25 protein-coding genes are annotated in these 26,221 nt (G+C 32.7%); 8 read left to right on the top strand and 17 right to left on the bottom strand.

The window, feature by feature from the left end:
* Positions 1–71: 71 nt before the first annotated feature.
* The 5 genes from AABL87_RS07250 to glyA form a co-directional block, all read right to left on the bottom strand.
* Positions 72–983: a hypothetical protein gene (locus AABL87_RS07250; RefSeq protein WP_039329313.1), complete on the bottom strand. Its 912-nt coding sequence runs from the start codon at positions 981–983 to the stop codon at positions 72–74.
* A 112-nt stretch (positions 984–1,095) separates the two neighbouring features.
* Entirely contained in the window at positions 1,096–2,469 is a 1,374-nt protein-coding gene (locus AABL87_RS07245) for an aldehyde dehydrogenase (protein WP_006259127.1), read from the bottom strand.
* An 86-nt stretch (positions 2,470–2,555) separates the two neighbouring features.
* The gene (locus AABL87_RS07240) at positions 2,556–3,002 is read right to left on the bottom strand and encodes a hypothetical protein (RefSeq protein ID WP_232234272.1); all 447 of its coding nucleotides are present in this window, start codon (positions 3,000–3,002) and stop codon (positions 2,556–2,558) included.
* Between the two features lie 78 nt (positions 3,003–3,080).
* Positions 3,081–3,518: a hypothetical protein gene (locus AABL87_RS07235; protein ID WP_232234271.1), complete on the bottom strand. Its 438-nt coding sequence runs from the start codon at positions 3,516–3,518 to the stop codon at positions 3,081–3,083.
* Between the two features lie 222 nt (positions 3,519–3,740).
* Positions 3,741–5,015, bottom strand: coding sequence for a serine hydroxymethyltransferase (gene glyA, locus AABL87_RS07230; RefSeq protein ID WP_006261020.1), 1,275 nt, complete (start codon positions 5,013–5,015; stop codon positions 3,741–3,743).
* A 109-nt stretch (positions 5,016–5,124) separates the two neighbouring features.
* Here glyA and fahA point away from each other — a divergent pair, with 109 nt between their 5' ends.
* Positions 5,125–6,408, top strand: a complete 1,284-nt coding sequence (fahA, locus tag AABL87_RS07225) for a fumarylacetoacetase (RefSeq protein ID WP_071307338.1) — start codon at positions 5,125–5,127, stop codon at positions 6,406–6,408.
* 125 nt (positions 6,409–6,533) lie between these two features.
* Positions 6,534–7,205, top strand: a complete 672-nt coding sequence (locus tag AABL87_RS07220) for an SMI1/KNR4 family protein (protein WP_071307337.1) — start codon at positions 6,534–6,536, stop codon at positions 7,203–7,205.
* Positions 7,206–7,318: 113 nt separating this feature from the next.
* Here the strand turns inward: AABL87_RS07220 and AABL87_RS07215 are convergent, their stop codons facing one another.
* Together AABL87_RS07215 and AABL87_RS07210 are read right to left on the bottom strand one after the other, a co-directional pair.
* Positions 7,319–7,675 (bottom strand): four helix bundle protein, encoded by a 357-nt coding sequence (locus AABL87_RS07215; RefSeq protein ID WP_006259132.1) that lies wholly within the window; start codon positions 7,673–7,675, stop codon positions 7,319–7,321.
* A 1,169-nt stretch (positions 7,676–8,844) separates the two neighbouring features.
* On the bottom strand, positions 8,845–9,777 hold the full coding sequence (locus AABL87_RS07210) for a hypothetical protein (protein ID WP_071307336.1): 933 nt from the start codon (positions 9,775–9,777) through the stop codon (positions 8,845–8,847).
* 273 nt (positions 9,778–10,050) lie between these two features.
* On the opposite strand from AABL87_RS07210, the gene AABL87_RS07205 reads away from it, so the two are divergent.
* From AABL87_RS07205 to AABL87_RS07195, 3 genes are all read left to right on the top strand, one after another.
* Positions 10,051–10,776, top strand: coding sequence for an SDR family NAD(P)-dependent oxidoreductase (locus AABL87_RS07205; protein ID WP_006265141.1), 726 nt, complete (start codon positions 10,051–10,053; stop codon positions 10,774–10,776).
* A 118-nt stretch (positions 10,777–10,894) separates the two neighbouring features.
* Positions 10,895–11,101: a hypothetical protein gene (locus AABL87_RS07200; protein WP_071307335.1), complete on the top strand. Its 207-nt coding sequence runs from the start codon at positions 10,895–10,897 to the stop codon at positions 11,099–11,101.
* Positions 11,101–11,391, top strand: a complete 291-nt coding sequence (locus tag AABL87_RS07195; protein ID WP_006261015.1) for a type II toxin-antitoxin system RelE/ParE family toxin — start codon at positions 11,101–11,103, stop codon at positions 11,389–11,391. Before AABL87_RS07200 ends, AABL87_RS07195 begins: the two co-directional genes overlap by 1 nt.
* Before the next feature lie 69 nt (positions 11,392–11,460).
* On the opposite strand, the gene AABL87_RS07190 is transcribed toward AABL87_RS07195, so the two are convergent.
* Both AABL87_RS07190 and AABL87_RS07185 read right to left on the bottom strand, forming a co-directional pair.
* Complete coding sequence (locus tag AABL87_RS07190; protein ID WP_006261014.1) at positions 11,461–12,351, bottom strand: hypothetical protein; 891 nt, start codon at positions 12,349–12,351, stop codon at positions 11,461–11,463.
* Positions 12,352–12,462: 111 nt separating this feature from the next.
* Positions 12,463–12,645, bottom strand: a complete 183-nt coding sequence (locus AABL87_RS07185; protein ID WP_006259138.1) for a hypothetical protein — start codon at positions 12,643–12,645, stop codon at positions 12,463–12,465.
* Positions 12,646–12,929: 284 nt separating this feature from the next.
* Here AABL87_RS07185 and AABL87_RS07180 point away from each other — a divergent pair, with 284 nt between their 5' ends.
* The gene (locus AABL87_RS07180; RefSeq protein WP_006259139.1) at positions 12,930–13,370 is read left to right on the top strand and encodes a hypothetical protein; all 441 of its coding nucleotides are present in this window, start codon (positions 12,930–12,932) and stop codon (positions 13,368–13,370) included.
* A gap of 51 nt (positions 13,371–13,421) precedes the next feature.
* On the opposite strand, the gene AABL87_RS07175 is transcribed toward AABL87_RS07180, so the two are convergent.
* Together AABL87_RS07175 and ytxJ are read right to left on the bottom strand one after the other, a co-directional pair.
* Positions 13,422–14,369, bottom strand: a complete 948-nt coding sequence (locus tag AABL87_RS07175) for a DUF7638 domain-containing protein (RefSeq protein WP_006259140.1) — start codon at positions 14,367–14,369, stop codon at positions 13,422–13,424.
* A gap of 1 nt (position 14,370) precedes the next feature.
* Complete coding sequence (ytxJ, locus tag AABL87_RS07170) at positions 14,371–14,709, bottom strand: bacillithiol system redox-active protein YtxJ (RefSeq protein WP_025125527.1); 339 nt, start codon at positions 14,707–14,709, stop codon at positions 14,371–14,373.
* 163 nt (positions 14,710–14,872) lie between these two features.
* Between ytxJ and clpB the strand changes: the two genes are divergently transcribed.
* A complete protein-coding gene (gene clpB, locus AABL87_RS07165; protein WP_259638253.1) occupies positions 14,873–17,461 on the top strand; it encodes an ATP-dependent chaperone ClpB in 2,589 nt (862 codons plus the stop codon).
* Positions 17,462–17,549: 88 nt separating this feature from the next.
* Here clpB and AABL87_RS07160 read toward each other — a convergent pair whose 3' ends face one another.
* From AABL87_RS07160 to AABL87_RS07145, 4 genes are all read right to left on the bottom strand, one after another.
* Positions 17,550–18,524, bottom strand: a complete 975-nt coding sequence (locus AABL87_RS07160; RefSeq protein ID WP_006259143.1) for a 3-oxoacyl-ACP synthase III family protein — start codon at positions 18,522–18,524, stop codon at positions 17,550–17,552.
* Between the two features lie 215 nt (positions 18,525–18,739).
* Positions 18,740–19,582 (bottom strand): J domain-containing protein, encoded by an 843-nt coding sequence (locus tag AABL87_RS07155; RefSeq protein WP_341277114.1) that lies wholly within the window; start codon positions 19,580–19,582, stop codon positions 18,740–18,742.
* 100 nt (positions 19,583–19,682) lie between these two features.
* On the bottom strand, positions 19,683–20,552 hold the full coding sequence (locus tag AABL87_RS07150) for a hypothetical protein (RefSeq protein ID WP_341277113.1): 870 nt from the start codon (positions 20,550–20,552) through the stop codon (positions 19,683–19,685).
* A 121-nt stretch (positions 20,553–20,673) separates the two neighbouring features.
* Positions 20,674–20,865 (bottom strand): hypothetical protein, encoded by a 192-nt coding sequence (locus AABL87_RS07145; protein WP_006259146.1) that lies wholly within the window; start codon positions 20,863–20,865, stop codon positions 20,674–20,676.
* 206 nt (positions 20,866–21,071) lie between these two features.
* Between AABL87_RS07145 and AABL87_RS07140 the strand changes: the two genes are divergently transcribed.
* Positions 21,072–21,290, top strand: coding sequence for a putative signal transducing protein (locus AABL87_RS07140; RefSeq protein ID WP_006259147.1), 219 nt, complete (start codon positions 21,072–21,074; stop codon positions 21,288–21,290).
* Between the two features lie 56 nt (positions 21,291–21,346).
* On the opposite strand, the gene AABL87_RS07135 is transcribed toward AABL87_RS07140, so the two are convergent.
* A complete protein-coding gene (locus AABL87_RS07135) occupies positions 21,347–23,275 on the bottom strand; it encodes an LTA synthase family protein (RefSeq protein WP_006261009.1) in 1,929 nt (642 codons plus the stop codon).
* A 452-nt stretch (positions 23,276–23,727) separates the two neighbouring features.
* The gene (locus AABL87_RS07130) at positions 23,728–25,653 is read right to left on the bottom strand and encodes an LTA synthase family protein (RefSeq protein WP_341277112.1); all 1,926 of its coding nucleotides are present in this window, start codon (positions 25,651–25,653) and stop codon (positions 23,728–23,730) included.
* Between the last annotated feature and the right edge of the window lie 568 nt (positions 25,654–26,221).

The following is a 26,221-nucleotide window of genomic DNA, read 5'->3' as shown; positions in this document are numbered from 1 at the left end:
ATCACCACAAGGTAATTACTTTTTAACAATTAAACTATTCAAATATTAAAAGCTTTTAACTGTTAGATTTCTTATTTCAATAAACTCACATTGTAAATTAAGCTTCTAAGATCTTGTTGGATTGTTTTTACTGTTGCTTGAAGCTCATTATTCATATCTGCCATTAAATGAATTCCCTCTGATTTAAAAAATCCACCTTTGCCAAAATAGAGTTCCTCATCCTTTTTACTAATCTCCTCATTAAAAGCAAAAAACAGCCATCTATTCTTTAATGTCTGTATTAGGGATAATTTACCTTCATTACTAAAAGATTTATCATTCATCACTCTCCATACTGCAGGAGGAAATGCAAGATTATCATTCTGTTCAAACCAAATATTACTAAGTAAACTTCTATTCGTTTTTAGTTCTACTTTTTTGCCTTTCGGATTTAATAACAAAAATCCTAGTCCTGTACCTACTACCCCACCTGCGATATTTAATCCTTTATTCGTATTATCATTTGTAATCAAGGCTGTAGATAATGTAACTGCTGCACCGATCGCGATAGAAGCAACTGTTAGTTGAGTATTGGTAGTTCCGTTTTTAGCATCCAATACCCTTGCTAGTTGATCATATCGCTCCCCATTACAATCTAGTTCTGCTGCCAAAGCATCTATCTCTATCTGAAACAATTGGACTCTAATAATAATCTGTTGCTTCGCTTCTAATCTCTCTATAGGATCTGTACTATTTAAAAACTTAGCCAACTGAGGCACTAATCCCAGATGAGACGCTAGTCTATAATCATGAGGAGACAATTTCTGTTTAACTCCTAAATCTTCAAACGCCCTTTGCTCTTCAGTGGTATCATCTGTATACACAATGGTAGGCGCACAATAGTTCTCTTGCAAAACAGTCACTCTTGAACTTTTAATAACTGATGAACAAGATACTAAGAAAGTACAACCTATAAGGGCTGTCATTAGTTTAATCCATTTCATTTTACTTATTTTTAATTCAAAAATAATTAATAAGAGTTAAAATAATTATCTTTAATCAATATTTTTACATTAAAAACAAAAGAGGCAAGCATTATACTTACCTCTTATTCTTTTACTTAAATAATCTTCTCAACCAATTCTCCTTCCTTTTTGTATAAGGAGGATATTTCATATTAGACTCAAACCAGAATGGCTTGTGTAGTATACTTTTAAAATGAGTAAACGCTTCGAAACCATATCGTCCATGATAACTCCCCATTCCGCTAGCACCCACACCTCCAAAAGGCAAGGTACTTGTAGTCAAATGCATTAAACTATCATTGACTGCACCTCCCCCAAAAGAGACTTCTCTTAAAATCTTCTTTATAAGGCTCTGATCCTTGGAATAAATATAACATGAAAGAGGTTTAGGTTTTTCTTTTACTTTCTCAATTACCTCATCTAATGACTCAAAAGCTATAATAGGCAATATAGGGCCAAATATCTCTTCTTGCATAACACTATCTCCCCAATCGACATTATCAAGGATTGTAGGGCTTATAAATCGTTTTTCTCTATCTATATAGCCACCAAAACATACCTTCTCAAGATTAATTAAACTAACCAATCGATCAAAGTGGTGTGTATTAATAATCTGTAAATAGTGAGAAGGTAATTCTTTACTATCCAATGGGTAATTACTCATTTCTTTCTGAAGTTGTTTAATCAACTTCTCTTTGATTTCTCTTTCTACTAATAGATAATCAGGAGCTACACAAGTCTGTCCCGCATTCAATAACTTCGCCCAAACAAGACGTTTAGCCGTTATCTCTAAGTCACAATCTTTTAAAATAAACACAGGACTCTTTCCTCCCAATTCTAGTGTAACAGGAACTAAATTCTTCGCTGCTGCCTGATATACTATCTTTCCAACAACAGTACTTCCTGTGAAAAATATCTTGTCAAACTGTAGGCTTAATAACTGTGTAGTTTCTTCTACTCCCCCCTCTACCACATATAAAAGCTCTTTAGGAAAAATACTATTGAGCAACTCTGCTAATACATTGGATGTATTCATTGGTAATTCACTAGGCTTAATCATTACTGTATTTCCTGCTGCTATAGCTGTCAAAGCAGGCAAAAGAGATAATTGATAAGGATAATTCCACGCACCAATGACTAAACACAATCCTAATGGTTCTGGCATTATATACCCCCTCCCAGGAAAATTGATAACACCTGTAGAAACTCGTTTAGGCTTACTAAGTTTCTTAATATTCTTGATAAAGTAATCAATCTCTAGATAAACAATAGACAACTCTGTCATATAGGTCTCAAAAGAAGACTTCCCAAAATCTAGATATATCGCTTCAGCCAATCTGTCTTCATTGGCTTTAAGCAATTGTTTTAGTTTCTTTAATTGTGTAATACGAAAGCTAATATCCTTCGTTTGATTGCTATTAAAGAAGTCCTTTTGAGCATTGAATATTGAGAGTATAGTGTCCATAGCGTAATAGTTATCCTATCAAAGATATTCATTTTACAGATATGATAAAGTAATACAAAAAGCGAGACTATAAGTCTCGTTGGTTATTACGGTATTTTATGAATAACTCCATAGTTATAATAAGTCAAAGTTCCTTTCTCTGTTAGGTAAATCACTTTATTCTTCGCTAATACTTTTAGACGTATTACCATCTCATTTTCTTGTTTAGAAGATTTAGGTAATAGTACTTGCCAATTCTCTATTTTACTAAGATCAACACTTAATTGTCCTTTTAAGAGATTTTTACCAGCGAAAAGATAGATAACCTCCTCTGCACCACAATAATCTCCTGCACCTAATAATTCAATATCATCTCCATTGTCCTCGAAAACAGACTTACTATATACTTCTAAGATTTCTTTTGCAGTATAATCTTTAAACTGAATAAGGCTTCCACTGTACATCAGATGCTCTAGTCCTGAAGTGAAATATACCTGTTCTCTATCTTCAAAGAAATTCACTACTGGTAATAGCTCCACTTTAACCTCATTCATATTTAAATCAATAAAACTCTTATTTTCTGTATCAAAAGCAATAATATCTCCACCCCATTCTCCATAATTAAAACCTCCTCAAATAACATTACTCCTATCTATAAAATAAGTTGAAGGAACAGACATTCCTTCTTTAATTCTTATTTGAGTATTCATAGTTTTTTGTTGATTGTATATCTTAGATGTAGACACATCTTCTATTCCTTTATCAGTGAATAAATAGCCATCACCTTTACTAGTATACTGTACTCCATTCACCTTATTAAGACTACTGTAGATAATCTTCCACTCCTTATTTTGGTAAAAGAGAAGATTCTTATTATTAGCAACTACAATTAACTCATCCCCTTTCAGACTAATATTATTTAATTGTGTATCTCCTTCTGTCTGAATTTCCTCTACTAATTTTAAAGTAACTTTATTATACACTGATATTTTATTCTGTCCCTTTAAAACATAGACAAGTGAATCAGAAACAACAAAGTCTCTGATTTTCTGACCAAAAACAGTACTCATAAAAACAAGATTTACTAAACTTAAAATGATAAACTTTTTCATATTCTTTCTCTCAAAGACTTTAAAACGACTCTTTATAACCTTCTCTATCAATAAGGCTCTTAGGAATGACAAGAACGCTTACTAATATACATTATCTCCTCTTAGTACAACTATTTATTAAACAAAAAAAGGGACTCATCTCTGAGCCCCTTCCTTATTAAAATCTTATATTTTAGTCGATTACCAAACGAACATTGGTCTTTCTTCCATCATTTCATTTACTTCGTCTGCTACTTCTTCTAGAACAGCCTCATCAGTATGATTCATCAATACTCTATCAATAAGTTCTACGATAGTTTCCATATCAGCTTCTACTAAACCTCTTGTAGTAATAGCTGGAGTACCAATACGGATACCTGAAGTTACAAATGGAGATTTGTCATCAAATGGAACCATATTTTTGTTCACAGTGATTTCAGCTTTCACTAATGCTTGTTCAGCTTCTTTACCAGAGATATTCTTATTTCTAAGATCGATAAGCATCATGTGGTTATCAGTTCCTCCAGAGATAATGTTATAACCTCTCTTCACGAAAGCAGCAGCCATAGCTTTAGCATTCTTCTGCACTTGCATCATATATTGGAAGTACTCATCAGTTAATGCTTCACCAAAAGCAACAGCTTTAGCAGCGATAATGTGCATTAAAGGTCCTCCTTGGTTTCCAGGGAATACAGCACTGTCTAATAAAGCAGACATCATACGTACTTCACCTTTAGGAGTAGTTAATCCGAATGGATTAGGGAAGTCTTTACCCATCATAATCATACCTCCACGTGGTCCTCTCAATGTCTTGTGAGTAGTCGTAGTGATAATATGACAATGAGGTACAGGGTCATTCATTAATCCTTTAGCGATTAAACCTGCAGGGTGTGAAATATCAGCCATTAAAATAGCCCCAACGCTATCTGCAATCTCTCTGAAACGTTTAAAGTCCATATCACGAGAATAAGCAGATGCTCCAGCGATGATTAATTTAGGTTGCTCTTTAGTAGCTACCTCTTGTATTTTATCATAATTTAATAATCCTGTCTCTTGATCTACTCCGTAGAATACAGGATTGTATAACTTTCCTGAGAAGTTAACTGGTGATCCATGAGTTAAGTGTCCTCCATGAGATAAGTCAAAACCTAAGATTTTGTCACCTGGTTTAAGACATGCAAAGAATACAGCTGTATTAGCTTGTGATCCAGAGTGAGGCTGTACGTTAACATACTCAGCACCGAATAAAGCTTTAGCACGGTCTATCGCGATTTGCTCTACTACGTCTACTACTTCACATCCGCCGTAGTAACGTTTATTAGGGTATCCCTCAGCATACTTGTTAGTCAAACAAGAACCTGCTGCTTCCATAGTTTCTTCACTTACAAAGTTTTCAGAAGCAATTAATTCAATACCATGAATTTGTCTATCTTGCTCTTCTACGATCAGGTCGAAAATTTCTGAATCTCTTCTCATTTAGTTTGTGTGTTTCGTTAATTTGATTCCAAATGTACAAAAAACGTTTGTTATATTCAGTCTTAATTATATATTTGAATATACTATTAACTTAAACAAAAAAACAATTATGATGATTAGTGCAAATGATCCGATGAGGAAAACATGGTTACCAGTAGAGAGTGATTCTGACTTTCCAATTCAGAATATTCCTTTCGGTGTTTTTATCACCAAAGATGATATTATAACTATAGGAACTCGTATCGGAGATTATGCCATTGATTTGAGTGCCTTACAAATGCTTGGATATTTTAAAGGTATAGAGCTGACAGATGATGTTTTTTTACAAGACACACTTAATGACTTTATCTCTAACGGCAAAAAAACATGGCGAGCGGTAAGAAATAGAATCGCTGAGATATTTGACCAAAACAACGATGAATTAAAAAACAATACTAAACATAGAGATGTTGTCATCTTCAAAATAGAAGATGTAGAAATGCAATTACCTGTGTATATAGGAGACTATACTGACTTCTACTCAAGTAAAGAGCACGCTACCAATGTTGGAACCATGTTTAGAGATCCTGATAATGCTTTATTCCCTAACTGGCTTCATATCCCGATAGGGTACCATGGTAGAAGTTCTACTATTGTTCCTTCAGGAGTAAATGTAAAACGTCCTGTAGGACAGACTCTTCCAAAAGGAGCTACCACGCCTATCTTCGGAGCGTCACAACGTGTAGACTTTGAGCTAGAAACTGCTTTTATTACTACAGATGCTAACCTAATGGGAGATAGTGTACCTGTAGATGATGCTGAAGAGTACATCTTCGGTATGGTGCTTCTAAATGACTGGAGTGCACGAGACGTTCAGACTTGGGAATATGTACCACTAGGGCCATTCTTAGCTAAGAACTTTGCTTCTTCTATTTCTCCTTGGATCATCACTTTAGATGCTCTTGAGCCTTTTAGAGTAGCAAGCCCAAAACAAGACCCTACTCCTCTTCCTTATCTACAACAAACTGGAGATAAAGCTTTTGACATCAAGCTAGAAGTTTACATACAACCAGAGAATAGTGAAGATAAACTAGTAGCTGAATCTAACTTTAAATATATGTACTGGACAATGAGTCAGCAATTAGCTCATCACACTGTAAATGGATGTAAAGTAAACTCAGGAGACTTAATGGGCTCTGGTACTATATCTGGTCCTACACCTGACAGTTATGGTTCTATGTTAGAGTTAACTTGGGCTGGTAGTAAACCTATCACCATGCCTGATGGTAGTACTAGAACATTCTTACACGACTATGATACTGTAACCATGAAAGGATACTGTAAAAATGATGAAGTAAGAATTGGTTTTGGAGAAGTAAGAAGTACTTTACTTCCTGCTACAATCAAGTTTTAAAACACTATACTGATCAAGTATAAATGACATACAAAAGCGTGAAGTAACTCTGTTATTTCACGCTTTCTTTTTGAGTAAACCTATACTCTTTTCTAATTATTAAGTACATTTGAGCCTTCAATACTATGACTATGTACACAGAACAAATCAAACGCATCAAAGAAAAAATAAGTCAACTTGACAAATTAGACCAAGACTTGGAAGTATTCGGTGCTGATACACATGAATATATATTAAACCCTGTATTAGGCGAGAAAGAAGTAACACAATTTGAAAAAGAGCATCAAATCAGTTTACCAAAAGACTACGTAGCTTTTATTACACAAGTAGGAAATGGTGGTGTAGGTCCATTTTATGGATTACAAACACTAGCGGAAGCTAGTGTAAACGAAGAAGTAATGATGATCACAGGAGAAGACACTTCTTCTCTTTTACAAAAAGCTTTCCCGCATACTCAACCTTGGAACCCTATTGAGGCACTGGGTGAAATAGATAATAAGATAGAAAAAGCTGCTGAAGAAGGAAACGAAGAATTAGAAGAAGAACTATACGAAGAGAGATTAGAAATAATCGGTGGCGAAGAGCACGATTATGGAAGACTTAACTTATGTGACTATGGATGTGGTATCACATTATTCTTAGTAATTACGGGAGAACAAAAAGGAATTATGTGGACTGATGATAGAGTTAATGACGGCGGATTATACCCAAGTATTGAGCTAGAGAACGAAGCTAGTCTGTCTTTTTTAGACTGGTATGAGCTTTGGTTAGATAATACTATTGCTGAATTTGAATAAAACTCAGTATAGATAATTGAAATAAAGAAGCGTGAAACGCCCCGTGCGTATCACGCTTTTTTAATAGGCTAATAGTCTTTTTAGCCATAGTCTGTACATGGTAAGTTAACGTCTTATTCCTTTTTCTTTTTCAACGATTTGATTAAAGTGTACAGCATACTTCTAATCTCTGTAATAGTAGAATCGTATTGAGCTATATTCTCTAAATAATTCAGATCATGTGCTATCACTAATTGAGTTTCTAACTCTGCTAAATTTCCTAGAGCTATGTATAGAAACTGTTTATACTCCTTATTCCCTTTTCTAGCACTCCCCTCAGCTATATTAGAAGGAATAGCTACAGCACTCTGTCTTAGTTGACTGCTCAGTCCATATATTTCCTCTTTTGGGAAGTCTTTTGTAATATCATAAACAGTAGAAACAAACTCTACACTGTACTTCCAAACCTCTAAATCGCGATGTGTATTCATAATTAAATTTTAGTCGAAACTACTTATAATAATGTTGGTATAGGCTATCATAAATATTACGAAATAATTAAGTTATCGTAAAGTAGAGATTATACACTCCTCTATCTTTCCTTTCCTAACCTGAGTTCGATTACTATTAGTTTTTTACAATTACATAAAACGTAAAAACAAAACAACACTATAAATAACTGGTCAACAACGCATTTTATCTTCATACTTAAAGATAAGTGCGTGAAATCTATTTTATATAATAAGTTTTATACTTTTTTATTTCATACTAAGCCTAAAAAGGCTGTCAAAACAAAGAGACTTATTTTATCTTTTAATCTTGTTTAGGGTTTTCTAAGAAATGCAATAGCTTAATGTAGTTAAAGCCCACAAAGACTATCAAAACTCTTGCGTATACTGCAAAACTACCTGTACAAAAGAAACTGATTAGCACTACTCAAACTATACATTAAACAAGGTTTTCTTCGGGCGTTGATTAGAGAGTCTTTTGGAGTTCTTCGGAAAACTAGTCTTCCTTCCGAAGAAACACTGAATTATTCCGAAGAGGTTCCGAAGAAACGCATAGCGACAACATTTCTTATTACTGTAAATCAACCAATTACAATACCAAAATAGGAATAAAGTGGAACTTTTGGGAAATAAAGAGAAGTTTTTGGAAGAGAATGGAAGAAAGTGGAAGCTATTCTAAAAACTTGTTTTTTCGATTGTAGTTTTGCCATGTAATCAGGAAGAGAAATATAATCTAATTGGTATCCTATGATTTTCCGTGATAAACCTGCAAGCTAACTTCTTTTTAAATATTTTTATCGAACAACCATGATTTTATCTCAGTCTTTATTTACAAGTTAAGGATAGTTTTATTTTGACCTACTAGGAGATTGCTTGAGGTTTTCTTGCACCTTTCTTGCACCTTTCTTCGACGAAAACTACCTTCTAGGCTAGAAAACCCCTAGAAATCTCCTAGCAATCCCCTAAGAAGTGCAAGCCAAGTGTTCTTGTTCTAATCCTAAATATGAGTGTCATTCTATATTAATACAATGATACACTAATGGATAAAACCTCTTTAGCCCAACTGAGGTTCCTAAATAAAAAGCTCCTTAGTATAATCACTAAGAGGCTTTAAAAAAAAGTACATTATTTACTCTAAAAGTAAATCGTAATTAACATCCTATACTTTCGTGCGCCGCTACGGGCTGTATAGAAACATTATTATTGGTTATATCTGACAGATACAATGTCGGTCTAGAGATATTGTACTCCGTAGAAGTATTAATCAATATATCTATTATATTATCACCATTAAGATCTCCACTAAAAATCACTTTAGGCACCTGTCCTTCTTCAAAGTATTTCTTAGATAATAGCATCATTTCGCTGACTTGTTCTCCATCTTTTATCTCCATACGCAAAGTATAATTCTTCACATAATACTTAGGCATTTCATAACCTTGCTCTACAGAGTTTAAGAAGTCTTCTTCGCTTACTCCATTAAGTTTTCTTGTACCTGTAGCATATAAAGTATACTCCCTACCTTTAAATGAGATTTGTACTTTCTCACCAGGATAGATATATGAAGGAATATTTGCCGTCTCTACAACAGCCTCTTTCAGACTACTATTTTTATTCTCTATAAACATTAGACAAGCTTGTTTTCCACTATTAGAAATAGCTACTCCACTCACTTCGTCTTCCTCTTCACTAGTATCTGCAAGGATCTTAGATACCAGAGGCGCCATAGCCACTAACTTATAAGTATTAGTACTATCAGATATTAATCCTAACCATTCTTTTGACTCTATTCTTTCAGGAACTTCATCTGCATGAAATGCCCCAGGTGTAAGAAGCGTATTGTCAAATGAAAAATGTTTTGGATAATCCTTAATATTTTCGGTTCCAGACACTATACTATAGTGTTCAAAACCATCGTCATCTGTTCCTATGTTGCTGATGACTATTTCTTCAGGTTTTAGGTTAGCGTAACCAATATTCCGCTCACCCTCAGTAGATACTTCTTCTACTTCTTTTTTTTTACAACTGTTCATAGCTAGCCCAATTGTCAAAACTATCACTGCAATTAGTGATTTTCTTTTCATCGTTATTTCGTATTTTTAAGGTGGTGCAAAAGTATATGTTCTTCTGATATCCCAACTATAAAAACCACATTTTAACACTACTCGTAATAAACTAATAAACAGATAATTGCATCATTAAAAAACAATACCGTACTGCTACTTAATGTCAAAACTCTTAAAAAGCTTCCCAACAAGTTTACTATACCTCTTCTTTTTGTAAATTGCTGATTCTTAAAAACAAGATGAACAGTAAAAATAATCTTCATCTTTTACACCACATAAATGCAATACATCATGAATGCAAAAACATACTTAATATTTGGAGTAAGCAAAGGCTTAGGAAAAGCCATCACGCAATATATTCCTAATGAACAAGATATCGTTTATGGGATCTCTCGTACTAAACCTGATTATTTAGATAAACACGATCAGAACAAGCATTGGATAGCAGGAGATTTATCTCATCCAAGTCAAGCTACTAATGACTTAAAACAAGCAATAGGTAACCAAAAAATAGATTATTTAATCTATAATGTAGGGATATGGGAACACAATGCTTTCTCAGATACTTATAGCTTCCATGATAATACGCAAGAAGAAATCATCAATATGATTAACACCAACATCTCTTCTTGTATTCTAATGATTCAAGCCTTTATAGAAAACCTAAAGTTATCAGAGAATGCTAAGATTATCTTAATAGGATCTACTTGGGGATTAGATAATCACAATGGAAAAGAAGTTGCCTTCTCAGCAACCAAGTTTGCATTAAGAGGAGTTATTCACTCTTTAAGAGAAAACCTAAGAGAAGATAATATAGGAGTATCTATTCTTAACTTAGGATATCTAGCTACAGAATATGGATGTGAAGAAACTGTAAAGTCTATTATCGAGAAATCTAATGGGGAACTTATCCCATTACAAGATGTATTACAAGCCATCCGTTTTATCATCTCAACATCTAATGCAACGTGTGTAAAAGAAATCAATATGCCTGCGATGAAGGATTTAAATATGTAGTAAAAACAAATATCAACAAAGCCATAACACACTGAATATCTTAAAAATATAAAATAAAAAAATCTAAAACCTGTATTTTATTTATACCTTTGTAAAAGATATTAAAATCACAATACTTATGAAAACTCAACACAAAGAAAATCAAAACAAAAACGGATCTTGTGTTACTCTCTGCAATAACAATATTAGCACAGAAATCATAAGTAATACTATATCACAAGAACATAAAAATTTTATAGATTCTAGATTAGAACACTATCATAACAATCCAGATGACTTAATGGACTTTGAAGAATTAGTAAATAAATTTGAAAAAGAGCTATAGTGTATATATTGGTAAACAATTCTTTAGTTGAACAAGATATTAGATTTGCCTTTGATTACTACAAAAGTATATCACACAAACTTGCAAAAGAATTTATACAACAATTACAAAAAGCAAAAGAGAACATCATATTATACCCTTTCAGTAATGATATAGTCTATAATAATGTACGTTTACATAAGTTAAAACAATTCCCTTATCACATACATTATATTGTAGAGGAAGATAAAATGAAAATTATCATCCTCGCTATTGTACATACTAAAAGAGAATATTCTAAATACAAATAAGAGAATATTCTAAATACAAATAAGAGAGGCTGTCCATGGACAGCCTCTCTTATTTGTATTGGTTGTTTACTAACATCCTAAATTCACTAAAGCCGCAACAGGTTTTACTGTTACTGCTCCTGATTTACCTTCTGATAGATACAACGTATATCTACTCATATTATAGTTATAAGTAGTATTAATTAGAAAATCAATATTTCCATCTCCATTTAAATCTCCTACAAAGTCGATTGTAGGAGTAGCTTCTTCTAAACTTGATAAATCTAATAAAGTAATTATCTTATCTTGCTCCTTAACTTTTAAGAATAAACTGTATTTTTTAATCTCATACCCTTGTACCTCTTCTCCTTCTTCATTTTGGTAAGTATAGGCTGCTCCTTTTTCTCCTTTAGCAAAGAGAGTATAGGTTTTTCCCTTAAATATAAAATCTTTGCTCTCGCCTGGATAAATAGTCTTAGGCAAACTGACTGTTTCTAGGTTACTACCCTGAGTTAATACCCCTTCATTCGTCATGAACACCACTTCACCCACACTCTTAGCAGAGACTTTTACCCCTGTCATTTCTCCTGCTTCATCTAATACTACATCATGTATTAATTTAGTAGTAGGATTTACTTTATGTACGCTATATGTACCATCTGTTTCCTTTATTAATCCTACCCAAGACTTACTACTTACATTATCTACTATTTCTCCTTCATGATACTCACCTGTCATAATTAAATCATGCTTAAACTTAAAAGAAGTTGGATAAACTGTAGGGTCATAATAATCTTCCTCTTCTTCTACTACAGCCTCATCTACTATAGCTGCAGGTTCCTCTTCTCCTTCATTAACAGAAGTTATTGTTTCCTCTATAGGAGTTTCTATTGTAGAAGATTCTTCTTGTTTGTCTTTACAAGCTGTAGTTAAACTAACTATAGCCGTAAATACGAATATAGACATCAGTCTTTTCTTCATAATTTGCGAGTTTTAAAACCTTGCTAAAATAAAAATATTCTTGCTTCCTACAACTCCTAACTCACAGACAATAAATAATTACAAATCAAAAAGTTATATCTAAAATCATGTTTATCTCCAAGTACAAGAGTCATTTTTACATCCAAAATTAAAGAAAGCTTGTAAAAACAAATACAAAACTGGAATCATCAAAATCCACAATTCTGCATCTAAAGCTTGAAATAAAAGTAATACTCCTAGACCTAGACGAATCCACCTCATCACTGTCCATTTCTTAAAATATGCAATAATCATCTTATATCATTTAATACTTCAAAGATAGATAACGATAATCTTACCTACTGTTACATAAGTTACAGACTCTCTCTTTTAAGGTAACGAAACTAACTTCTTTAGGAATTTGTGTCCAATATATGGGGAGCTCTTGCTGGAAAGCCTCATTAATATGAATACTACATGAATTGACAAAGAAGAAAGAATAACTTTTTCATTATTTAATCGTTGTGTAACAATTGTTACTTCATCTGTCTACACTATCTGCTACTTTCGCTGATATATAAACCATAATATAGTAAACAATGAGAAAATTAGTTTTAGCCATCGCTTTATGTTCTATCGTAAGTGCTCAAGCAGTAGCCTACAATACAGTAAATAATGAAACATCTATTGTTGCTTATGAACAAGATACTAAAGGAGATAAATATGCTATTCTAGTACAATCTATAAAAAACCTACGCTCTTCTATAATGACAGGAAGTGAAATCAAACAAGCTAATCCTAAAGCTGATTTCCAAATCGTAATCATGGGGCAAATGGTACAAGAGTTAAACAATAAAGAACTACGTGCTGAGTTAGATGCTGCAAATAAAGCAGGTATTAAATTAGTAGTATGTGAATTTGCATTAAACGTTTACGGTGTAACATTGAAAGACTTGCCTTTGTACTTTATCGGAACACCTAATGCGCATAAATACATGTTTCAGTTAAATGAAAACAACTACAATACACTTTCTATTTAATTAAGAAAGTCCCCCCTGTATTTATGACAAAAGAGGCCGAAAGCCTCTTTTTTATTTTACCTCATCTGTATTCCATTGATCCCAATATTCAGGTCCATATATAATATCTATATACTCTCCATCTTTACTGTCCATATCTCCCAAATACATCTGCATATGTTCAGGGATACGTTCATAAGCTATTTTTAATGCTTCTTTTAATTCATCTGTAGGATTCTCTTGATAAGCTTCTAAAGCCTCTCTACACAACTGAAGTAAAGATTTCTCTCCATTTAACTGTCGATAGTCATCTTCTAATTCTACGAATATCTCTTCAATCTCATTACTATAAAACTCCTCTACTATTGTAAATTCTCCAAGGTTTTCTATTATCACTTTAGCCCCATTAGGAATGGTACTACAGACAATACCTTCATCTATCAAAGCCCTTAAACGTTCAAAGTCTAAAACTTTTTCTTCTCCACAACCGTGAATTAAGATCGTTTTATCTTTAAAAAGTAATAATTGCACTAAATAATACTTCCCTTCTGAAACATAAAATAGACTGCGATTCTCTCCTTTTATTTTAGTTGGAAAGAAGTGATCCACATTTACCGTATCTATTTTATACAATGTCCCTGTTCCTGACTCCCCTACTGTGACGCCATTGACTTTTCGCTCTTGATAAGTATATATATTCGTCCAATTAGGATTAAGTTCTAATACCAAACTTTTTATAAACTCAAGATACGTCTCAGGTGTATAATACCAATGTCCTTTATCTATTTTCCAAGATCCTAGATTAAAACAGGAGATTTCCTCTCCGTCAGGTATATTAGTGACAACCCATCCTTTCTGTACATCTTTAATAAAATGTTCGAAATCTTCAAAGTTCCAATCCGCTATCCTTCCATCTTCATAAACATCAAAATGTGTAAAGTGGTATCCTCCATTCTGGATAATACCTGGTGTCTTTACCCCTTGTAGAGTAGCAGTTCTATAAACTAATGTTCTACTCATCCTATAGTCTCAGCAGTAATTTCTCTGTATCAACACCATCTATACTCTCATGTGAAGTATTAAAGACCGCTTTTCCCTTAGAAACAATGATTAATTGTGGTGACTCGTGATGCACATCTAGTTCTTCTTTTACCTCCATAGACTGAAGTCTATTATTAACTACATCTACTAGATAACAATCTGCATCTGTAGGATTAGTAAAGCTTGCTTCAAAATTTCTTAATGCAAATTTACTAATATGGCATCGAGGGCTGTGTTTAAATATAATTACTGCTTTATCATTTGAATTAGCAATCAGGTCTTTTACTTGACTACTTTCTGTTATATTGATCCATTTCATAAGACAAAATGTTAGTGTGATTTACATTACTTAAGCGAATTTATGACTTTTTGACATCTTTTACTAATACGAATAATTCAAATATTGCCAAAAAGTCTTAATTTTAATATTGGAACACCTTTTGCCTATTACGATATATCCAAACAAATAAACGATTTATTATATGAACTTAAATAATTTTACAATAAAATCTCAAGAAGCCTTACAACAAGCACAGGTAATCGTGCAAGGCTTAGGGCAACAACAAATAGAAAATGAGCACATCTTTAAAGCTATTATGGAAGTAGATGAAAATGTGACACCATTTATCTTAAAGAAACTAAACATCAATGTAGATACTTTTAAATCTGTATTAGATGCTACGATAGCTAACTTTCCGAAAGTAGCTGGAGGACAATTAGGCTTATCTAGAGAGGCAGGTACTGCTATCACTGAAGCTCAGGCTATCGCTACGAAAATGAAAGATGAGTACGTATCTATTGAACACTTAATCTTAGCAATCTTTAAATCAAAAAGCAAAGTAGCTCAGATCTTAAAAGATCAAGGTGTTACAGAAAAACAACTTGAAGCTGCAATTAACGAAATCAGAAATGGAGCAAGAGTAACTTCTGCCTCTGCAGAAGAAACTTACAACTCTTTAAATAAATATGCGAATAACTTAACGCAATTAGCTAACGAAGGTAAGCTGGATCCTGTAATTGGTCGTGACGAAGAAATCAGACGTGTGTTACAAATCTTGAGCCGTCGTACTAAAAACAACCCAATGCTTATCGGTGAGCCAGGAGTTGGTAAAACAGCTATTGCAGAGGGATTAGCACACCGTATCGTACAACAAGACGTACCTGAAAACTTAAAAGACAAACAAATCTTCTCTTTAGATATGGGAGCTTTGATTGCAGGTGCGAAGTACAAAGGAGAATTTGAAGAGCGTTTAAAATCAGTAGTAAAAGAAGTAACTTCTGCTGAAGGAAATATCATTCTATTCATTGATGAGATTCACACCCTTGTAGGTGCTGGAGGTGGTGATGGTGCGATGGATGCAGCAAATATCTTAAAACCTGCATTAGCACGTGGAGAACTACGTTCTATCGGAGCAACTACATTAGATGAGTATCAAAAATACTTTGAGAAAGACAAAGCTTTAGAGCGTCGTTTCCAAAAAGTAATGGTAGATGAGCCAGATACAGAAAGTGCGATCTCTATCCTACGTGGTATAAAAGAGAAATATGAAGCTCACCACAAAGTACGTATAAAAGATGAGGCGATTATAGCTGCTGTTAATTTATCAGAGCGTTATATCACCAACCGTTTCTTACCAGACAAGGCAATTGACCTTATGGATGAAGCTGCGGCTAAACTAAGAATGGAGATCAACTCTAAACCAGAAGAACTAGACGTATTAGATCGTAAGATTATGCAGTTAGAAATTGAAATTGAGGCGATTAAACGTGAGAACGATGAGGATAAACTTAAATCTCTTGGATTAGAAGTAGCTAACTTAAAAGAAGAAAGAAACGATATCTATAGCAAATGGCAATCTGAAAAAGAGGTTGTAGATAAGGTACAAGCTATCAAACAAGAAATAGAAACTTATAAGCTGGAAGCAGAAAAAGCAGAACGCGATGGTGACTATGGAAAAGTAGCTGAGCTTAGATATGGTAAGATAAAAGATGCTCAAGAAGAACTTGAGAAAGCACAAAAACAATTAGACGAAAACCAAAATGGTCAATCGCTAATTAAAGAAGAAGTTACAAGTGATGATATCGCTGAAGTAGTAGCGAAATGGACTGGTGTACCTGTTACTAAAATGCTTCAAAGTGAAAGAGAAAAACTACTTCACTTAGAAGAGGAGTTACACAAACGTGTAGTAGGTCAAGAAGAAGCAATTGAAGCGATTAGTGATGCAGTACGCAGAAGTCGCGCTGGATTACAAGACCCTAAAAAACCAATAGGTTCATTCCTATTCTTAGGTACTACTGGGGTTGGTAAAACAGAGTTGGCAAAAGCATTAGCAGAGTACTTATTTGATGATGAAAATGCGATGACTCGTATTGATATGAGTGAATATGGTGAAAGACACAGTGTAAGTAGATTAGTAGGAGCGCCTCCAGGATACGTAGGATATGATGAAGGTGGTCAATTAACAGAAGCTGTACGTAGAAAACCTTACTCAGTAGTGTTATTAGATGAGATTGAGAAAGCACACCCTGATACATTTAATATCTTACTTCAAGTTTTAGATGAAGGACGTCTAACAGACAATAAAGGACGTTTAGCTGACTTTAAAAACACAATCATCATCATGACTTCTAATATGGGTAGTCATATCATCCAAGAGAAGTTTGAGAATGCTACGAATATGGAGCAGGCTTCTGAAGATGCTAAAGTGGAAGTACTAAACGAATTGAAACAACAAGTGCGTCCTGAATTCTTAAACCGTATAGATGAAGTAGTGATGTTTACTCCATTGAGCAAAAACAACATCTTACAGATTGTAGATATACAACTACAAAGTGTATTCAAAATGCTTGCTCAACAAAACATACATATGGAAGCTACTGCGGAAGCTAAAGAGTTCTTAGCTACTAAAGGCTTTGATCCTGAGTTCGGTGCACGCCCTGTAAAACGTGTAGTACAAAAAGAAGTGTTGAACCGCTTGTCTAAAGAAATCTTATCTGGTAATGTAAAAGCAGATAGTATGATCTTGTTAGACTCGTTTAACAACGAGTTGGTCTTCAGAAACCAACAATAACATTTCGGATTAGTTAGTGAATAGTTATAAAATGAAAACACCCTAAGTCTAGATGACTTAGGGTGTTTTTTATTGCGTATACTTTTAATTAGTATTCCCAAAGCATTAATCCTGCTTCATAACCAGCACCTAGTGTCCAAAACAAAATCTGCTCTCCTTGTTTAATCTTCCTTACTCTTCGCTGATATTGATCTAATGCTAAAAAAGGACTTGACGAACCAGTATATCCTAATTCATGAGAATAAAAAGGCACTTTATCATCACCTAAATTAAAATACTCTTTGATTAATTGTACATTTTTATAAGAAAACTGAGAAAACATAAACAAATCTATATCTTCTACACTCATTTTATTTCTCTCTAAAAATAATAATAGTTCTTTCTTTATGAAGTCCACACTTCCCATTCCGTCAAAGGAGCGATCCCATACTAATACATCTTCATTCTTAAACTGAGAAAAGCCAGCTGGCGGATAAGACACTGTATCAGCAATATCACTATCTGTATGATACATTACATCCTTAAGTCCTATACTTTCTCCATCCTTATCAAGAATAAAAGCAAAAGCAGAATCAGAAAAACAAAATGCTGTAATTGGATTATTATTATCTACTATACGACATAGATTCTCTGCACATACAATTAATGCTCTCTGCATGTTAGGAGTACATTGCAAATATTTAGTCAACTGATCTAACGCTATAAATGCTCCAATGCAATTGGCATTTAAATCAAAACACATAGTTTTCTTCTTTGCATTCAACATTTGATGCAACTTGATAGAAGCTGATGGTACTAAAAGCTCTGGTGTAGCAGAAACTAAAGCAATAACATCAATATCTTCAATATGCAAACCACATTCTTTTAATGCTCCTTTTGCAGCTTTGGTAGCCATAGTAAGTGTTGTTTCTGTAGAATTTCGATCTAGAATAAATCTTTTTTTCCTTCCAAGACTCTGTTGAATTCTTTGCATTGGAATATTTCTTTGTTCAAAAGAAGCTATTACACACTCATTTGTTTCATAACTAGTTGGGTGATAAAAATAGGTCTGTTTTATTGTCATAATTATAAATTTTGATTGTAATTTAATTACATAAATTTATAAACCTTACTAGTTAAAAAACTAAAACCGTTGAATTTTAACACGAAAAACAATACTTTATAACATCTACTAATACCAACAAAAACAACAACTTATATAAAAAAACATTCTAAACACCTTTATTGAGTACCTTTTGTTTAAAAATAAAAGGTAGTAAATAGGGTTTTAAGTACCAATTAAAAACTTGTACTATCTATAACCTTTCCATTTTTAAATCTAATCTTACTCTTACCGTAATACCATGTCTCGATATCACCTTGTTCTTTTATATCTGTAGGATCTCCTTGTACAGCCCATACATCATTCTTACTCGCTCCTATTTTAAACGCTTTCTTTGTTTGAAACTCATCATTCAGATTATCTGTTTTAGAACTTGGTTTAGTAAGCTTTTCTTCTTTACTTACTTTAGTTGCCTCTACCTTCTTTTCTACAGAGATTTCCTTTTTTACTTCTTTTGCCTTATCAGTTACAGGTATTTCTTTCACACTTTCTGTATGTTGATGCTCCTTTTCTTTTTTTTCGGCAGTATAAACCTCTCTTCTTACCTCTTCAGGCTTCACTTCTACTTTCTTTATAGTCGCTTTAGGTTTTGGCAATTCTTGCTCAACAATCACTGTTTCTTTAATCTCTGTATCTTCACTCTCATTAAATGTATAGTAAACTAAATACCCTCCTAAAACAACGATAATACCAATAACCACAAATAAGAAAATATAGGCATTATTACTTCCTGTATCTACCATCTTTTCTTTCTCTTTAGAGATTTCTTGTTTATCCTCAGGTCTAGAATAGACAGGTACCTCATAGCCATTCGCTATATTATACTTTTCTCTCTTTTCTCTATCTTCTAATGTAGCATAAGCTTCATTCAGTTGTTCGAACATCGTCTTATAGAATAAACTACTCGGATTCTTATCTGGACTATAACGCTCATATAAAGACTGAAAAGCACGCTTAAGCTCTTCCTCTGATACGGTAGGATTAACTCCTAACACTCTATAATAATTAACCTTATTCATTTAAACAAATCAATTTATTAACAAAATTAACAATAACAAGTCGATATAAGTTTAAATAAACAAATACTTTTATTACAAAATCAAGTGATTATAAAAAATTTTACTTCTTTATAAATTGTGGATTTTTAGGTTGAAAGATATTTTGTAACTTTCTAGATAGACGCTTTAAAGTATTAGAGTGTTTAAGGTAGTAAGGTATTTGATCCAGAGGAATACTTCTAACATTAGCGATCACTTCATCTACTGTATAATTATGCATAAATGCTTTTTTTAACCAATCAGATATAAAATCATCCCATTGTTCTTTATTTCCCCAATAATGACCAATAATATGATCTGCAGGTGTCATATCTCCAGTAGAATTAAACGCTAAAGAAAAAGCAAGTTGTTCTTTTGTAAATGCCTTAACACTAGCTTGACACATCTGATCTGTTATATTTAAAGCAAGAGTAATAGCTGAAAAATTAACTTTCGAAATTCCTAAGACACCTGAATTCCACATATGAGTTTCCCCAGTAATAGAAACTCCTCCATACATCTTATCTTTTAATTCTTTACAAAGTCTTTTACCTGTCTTTGTAGTAAATTTATTGAGCTGCCCTTCATCTATATGCATAATACTTGTTCCTTGTTCTAGTTTATCTCTTAGAGGTGTTAATGAATTATAAACAAAAGTATCTACATCTAGGTACAATAAATCTTTCTCTGGATACTGCTGAGCGATATACTCTAATGCCTTTATTTTTACTCTAAACATATATTGGTACTTCCCTAACCAATCTTTAACAAGATCCTTATCTAAAGATTCTACCGTTATTCTTCCCTTTAATTGATTAAACAGAGAAGGTTCTTCTGTCAATACAATAATATTATCACTTGCTCCTTTATAAGCCAATACGGTATATATAGAGAAAAAAACTTGTTGATAATAACTCATCTTATTACCAAAAACCAAATAAACAATATTCATACTCTATTTTAAATTTGAAATAAAATTACAATTATATTTCGAAGTTATTATTGTTGTATAAATGAAAAAAGATCTTCATCCTGATAGGATAAGATCTTTTCTACTTCATCTATTCTATTATTTATACAGCCAGTTCCTTTACTATCTGATGCCACATAATAGGTAGGTCTGTAATACTACTCCATTTTTCGAAACCTATATTCTTCACAATCATCACAGCATCTGAAATCTGTTTTTTGGAAGTACTCTTGTTGACAATTGATTGCGCTATACTACTCAATTGACTAAATGCCTTTGTCTCCTCTATTTTCATAATCATTCAGTTTAATGAAACCTCTTCTCTTTTACTTATAATTTATCATTTATAAGATATTTTTTGTTTTATAATTCTTTTATTAAGATACTCCTTTTTAGAGTAATAAAAAAACTTATAGGCTAATTCATTTTGATTTTAACTTATCTTTTTTACTCTCTTAATTAAAAAAGTCATAATTTAGAAAAGAACAAATACAGAAGGTTATGAGTCACAAAAAATTATTTGCTGGCAGTGAGATTATCGTTCTCGCAGTAAGAAATCTCTTAGATGAAAATAATATTCCCTACATAATTAGAGATGATATACAATCAGCTATCGGAATTGGAGCAGGAACACTTGACAGAGCAGTACATATCTTAGTCGATGAAGAAGACTTAGATAAGGCTAAAGAATTATTAATCGAAAACGACTTTACAGAGTAAAATAAAAAAGGTTCACAGATTTAACTGTGAACCTTTACTCTTTAGAGAAAACACCTCTATATATCAGATAACTTTCTATTGATAATATGATCAAAATAATCTTGGACGAAAGCCTTACACTTCATTTCTGCCTCTTCCATTTCTTTATTCTTCTCCTTAATCAAGTTTTTAGTAAGCCCTTTATCTTTTATATCATAAAAGCCCGTTACTTTAATTCCATTAAATCGGACAATATAATTACCTGTTTGATAAGTTATTTCGTTAGCTCCATAACTTACTGTAAAACGATCGCTTGTAGTATCGTTAAGTAAACTACTCCCCCAACTTCTAAAAGGTTGATCATAACCGATTAAGTCTAAAATAGTAGGATATATATCCATTTGTTGTGCCAATCGATTGTCTACCCCTTTTAACCTCTCATCAGGCGTATAAATCATAATAGGAATAGCAGTTCTATTTACTAATTCCTTATACTTATCATAATAAATCTGATTAGTATGGTCCGCTGTGATAATAAAAATAGTATTCTTAAACCATGGTTCTTTACTACTCTCTTCAAAAAAACGCTTAAACGCATAATCAGTATAACCTATAGGTCCATGTATCTCAAGATTACCTTTGGGAAATTTCCCTATATGCTGTTCTGGTATTCTAAAAGGCTCATGTGAAGATACTGAAAACAATGTTGCGAAAAAAGGTTCTTTCTTCTCGTTTAATGTTTTACTCATAAACTGAAAGAAAGGTTCGTCCCAGATCCCCCATGTACCATCAAAATCATCATCATTATCATACTCAGTCATTCCGTAGTAATGATCATACCCTAATATATTTCCAAATCCTAAAAATCCCATTGAACCATTCACCGCACCATGAAAGAAAGAAGTATCATACCCCTGACTATTCAATATAGACACTACAGATTCTATCTTCTGGTTAGGGAATGGAGAAGAAGTAAAAGCATCCTTAAAAGAAGGAATACCTGCTAGAATAGAAGGAATAGCATGAATCGATTTATACCCATTAGCAAAGGCATTAGGATATATCAAACTATGCTTAGCCAAAGAATCTATAAAAGGAGTGTAGCTCTTATAGTTTGGAATATCTGTCCCTTCATTAAAGGCTCCAATATACTCACGTCCAAAACTCTCCGTTATGAATAATACGATATTAGGAGTACTTGGTTCATTGACATTATATTGTTTTACATCATTAATGTATTTTTCTAATGTCTTTTTATCCATATAGTTCACTTCCTTATAACTACTCTTCCCTATCGTTCTTAAGATTGTGAACGGAGTATTTAAGACTACATCCCCATGCTCTGGCTTAGTAGTATGTCGATTGGCATCTACTATATTTATTGGTCTAGTTTTCTTAGTCACACCTCCTCTTATACCAGAGACTACACCAACTACTGAAATTACTACTATAAAAGCAGTAGATATATAATAGCGACTAGTAGATTCTTCTCTTTTGACAGGTTTTATTTTAACTCTAGTATATAAATAAATCCACAAAGCAGAACATATAAGAAACAAAACTAAAGCATGCCAATAACTAAATAGAAAGTTAAACAATAACGTTGCTTTATTAGACTCATGTTCTAAACTATCCATCACAGCTACGGTGGTTCTAGACTGGATAAATCTATAGTAAATAAGGTCTACAAAGTTAGTAGCATAAGCTAGTAAATTAGGAATGAAATAAGCAAAGAAAACAACTTTCTGATAATTAGGTTTGGTATTTATAAAAACAGGAGCTATTGATAATAAGATGAACAAAATACTCATATAGAATATAGATGCACTATCAAATGATAAGGCGTAAAAAGATAGTGATAAAAATTGTCCAACGGAATCAATGCTTAATAAATCTGCGTTATAAAAATAAAACAACAATCGAGCAATAAAGTAAAAAACAAAAGCAAGAAATAATCTATACAACATCACTTTTACTTCATAGGCTCTAAATTTATTAGAAGTCATAGAATTGTAAGGTTTATATTTAAAAAAAGTTGGGCAAATTTAACCAAAACTCAGCGCTAAAAAGTTAATCTAAAGCAAGTTTAAGATTTACATTTTTTTTTAATACAATTTTCACATAAACACACAATACCAATAACTTACACTTTTAATTTAAATTAATAAATTTATTCATCATCCTGTACAAAAACACCTAATTAAACACTATCATTTCACCCAAATAAACACATATAGACTAACAGCATTATTTTTTAATAATACTAGCTACAATAACGTTTTGTATTAAACTCAACATTAATATTACTAACACAAGATTAATACTTCTTTTAATTTCAAAATTTTTAGATAAAACAATCAAATAACTTCATAAACAAAGAATTACTCCTAAAAACTTTTAATAAAAAAAGTTTCTTAAAAAGAAAATAGCACCTTGATTAAGGTGCTATTTATAATACTTATCTATCTAATCGCTTATCTATAATACGTTCAAAATAGTCTTGAATAAAGGCTTTACACTTTATTTCGAGTCTTTCCATTTCCTTATTCTTTTGACCGATTAAATTTTTCTTTAATCCCTTATCTTTAATATCAAAGAACCCTGTCACCTCTTTCCCATTAAACCTTACGATATAATTTCCTTCTTGGTAAGTGTATTCATTACCTCCATAATTAATCGTATATGGAGTCGTTATTGTATCATTAACTAGACTTCTTCCCCAGCTTCTAAAAGGTTTATCATACCCTATTAGATCTAGTACAGTAGGATAAATATCTATCTGCTGAGCTAATCTCTTATCTACTCCTTTTAATCTCTCATCTGGTGTATAGATAAGTATAGGCACTGCAGTACGATTAACAAGCTCTTTATATTCATCATAGGCGATCTGATTAGTATGATCCGCAGTGATGATAAAAATTGTATTCTTAAACCATGGTTCTTTACTGCTCTCTTCAAAGAATTTCTTAAAAGCATAATCCGTATATCCCACTGTCTTATGGATAGGCACATCTCCTATAGGGAATTTCCCTTCATACTGAGCAGGAATATTAAATGGCTCATGAGAAGACACGGTAAAAATAGTAGCAAAGAAAGGTCCTTTCTTTTCATTTAATGTAGTGCGCATATATTGGAAGAAAGGTTCGTCCCAAATCCCCCAAGTACCATCGAAGTCATCATCATTATTATACTCTGTCTTTCCATAGTAGTGATCATACCCTAAGATATTACCGAATCCTAAGAATCCCATAGACCCGTTAGGAGCACCATGGAAGAAAGATGTATCATATCCTTTAGACTTCAGTGTAGACACTAGTGATTCGATCTTCTGCTTCGGATAAGGCGATGATGTAAATGCATCTTTAAACGAAGGAATACCCGCGATGACAGATGACACACCGTGAATAGACTTATAGCCATTAGCGAATGCATTAGGGAATATTAAACTATGCTGAGAAAGCGAATCTATAAAAGGAGTATAACTCTTATAGTTTTTAATATTCATATCTTTATTAAAAGCTCCTATATACTCACGTCCATAACTTTCTGTAATAAATAACACTATATTAGGAGTACTAAGTTCATTAGTATAATACTGCTTCACCCCACTTATATTTTTGTTAAGTGTAGCTTCATCCATATATTCTACTTTCTTAAAACTAGTCTTACCGATTGTTCTCAAGATAGCGAATGGAGTATTTAATACGATATCTGCGTGTTCTGGTTTCTCTACATGTCGATTTGCGTCTATAATATTCAATGGTCTAGTTGCTTTCTTCAGATCCCCTCTTACTCCTGCCACAAAGCCCACTCCTGTCACAATAATAATCAAGACAGTAGATAACCAATAAGACTTCTTATCCTCAACTTTCAAAAATCGAGTAAACTTCACCTTGGTATACAAGTACACCCATAGCACACATAGTACAATACAAATAAGAAAAACATGCCAATAATTAACCAAGAAGTTAAAAAACAATTGTCCCTTATTTGACTCGTGTTCTAAACTGTCGAAAACAGCTATAGTAGTACGAGCATAAATAAATCTATAGTAAATAAAATCAATAAAATTAGTAGAATACGCTATCAAGTTAGGAATGATATAGGCGTAAAACACGACCTTCTGATACCCTTTTTTTGTATTGATAAATAAAGGCAGAATAGATAATAATATAAATAATATATTTACATAAAAAATAGCCATCCTATCAAACGTGATACCGTGATACGCTAATTCTAAAAACTGACCAAAAGAGTCTACATTTAATAAATCACTATTATAAAAGTAAAATAGTGTACGAGCAATAAAGTAAAAGAAGAAAGCTAAGAATAACCTATACCCCAGTACTAATACTTCATTCAATCGATATCGATTAGAAATCATATTGTTATTTTTTTAAAAACACAAACTTAATCATTTCTATTCGGACTTCTATTAGCATTTAGAAGCATTTTATATCCAAACTAAAGAAAATTTAAGAAAAATTATACCTTTCGTACTAACAACAATCCTCTATAATCTTTATCTAAAGATAGAACATTCTTTTACAAAACATTCTGTCTTCCTACATACATCTCCCTACTAACAACGCGATTAGTAAGATATCACTCCGATATATCTCAATAAATAACGGACTCACTACGGACTCACTACGGACTCATAACGGACTCACTACGGACTTACCTACTATAATTATATAGTGATAATAGGGCGATACAGCATACCCAATCTCTTAAGGACACTAATATTCAATAATAGTTTTCAGTGATTATATCAAAATATAATGAAGTGTCTACTTATTTTTTTACTATATTTATAAAAGTTGATTTACAATGACTTAAGCTCTAAGTACAATCATCATCAAGCACAATATAGAAAATGAATAATGTAGTTTAGTAGAAAATCAACTACGAGAATTGCAAATAAACCAGATAAAAATTGCTAAGTACAT

The sequence above is a fragment of the Myroides sp. C4067 genome, from assembly GCF_038039665.1.
Taxonomy (GTDB): Bacteria; Bacteroidota; Bacteroidia; order Flavobacteriales; family Flavobacteriaceae; genus Flavobacterium; species Flavobacterium odoratimimum.
Note: the sequence above shows the minus strand (reverse complement) of the source record. Positions and strands in the feature narration are given on the sequence as shown.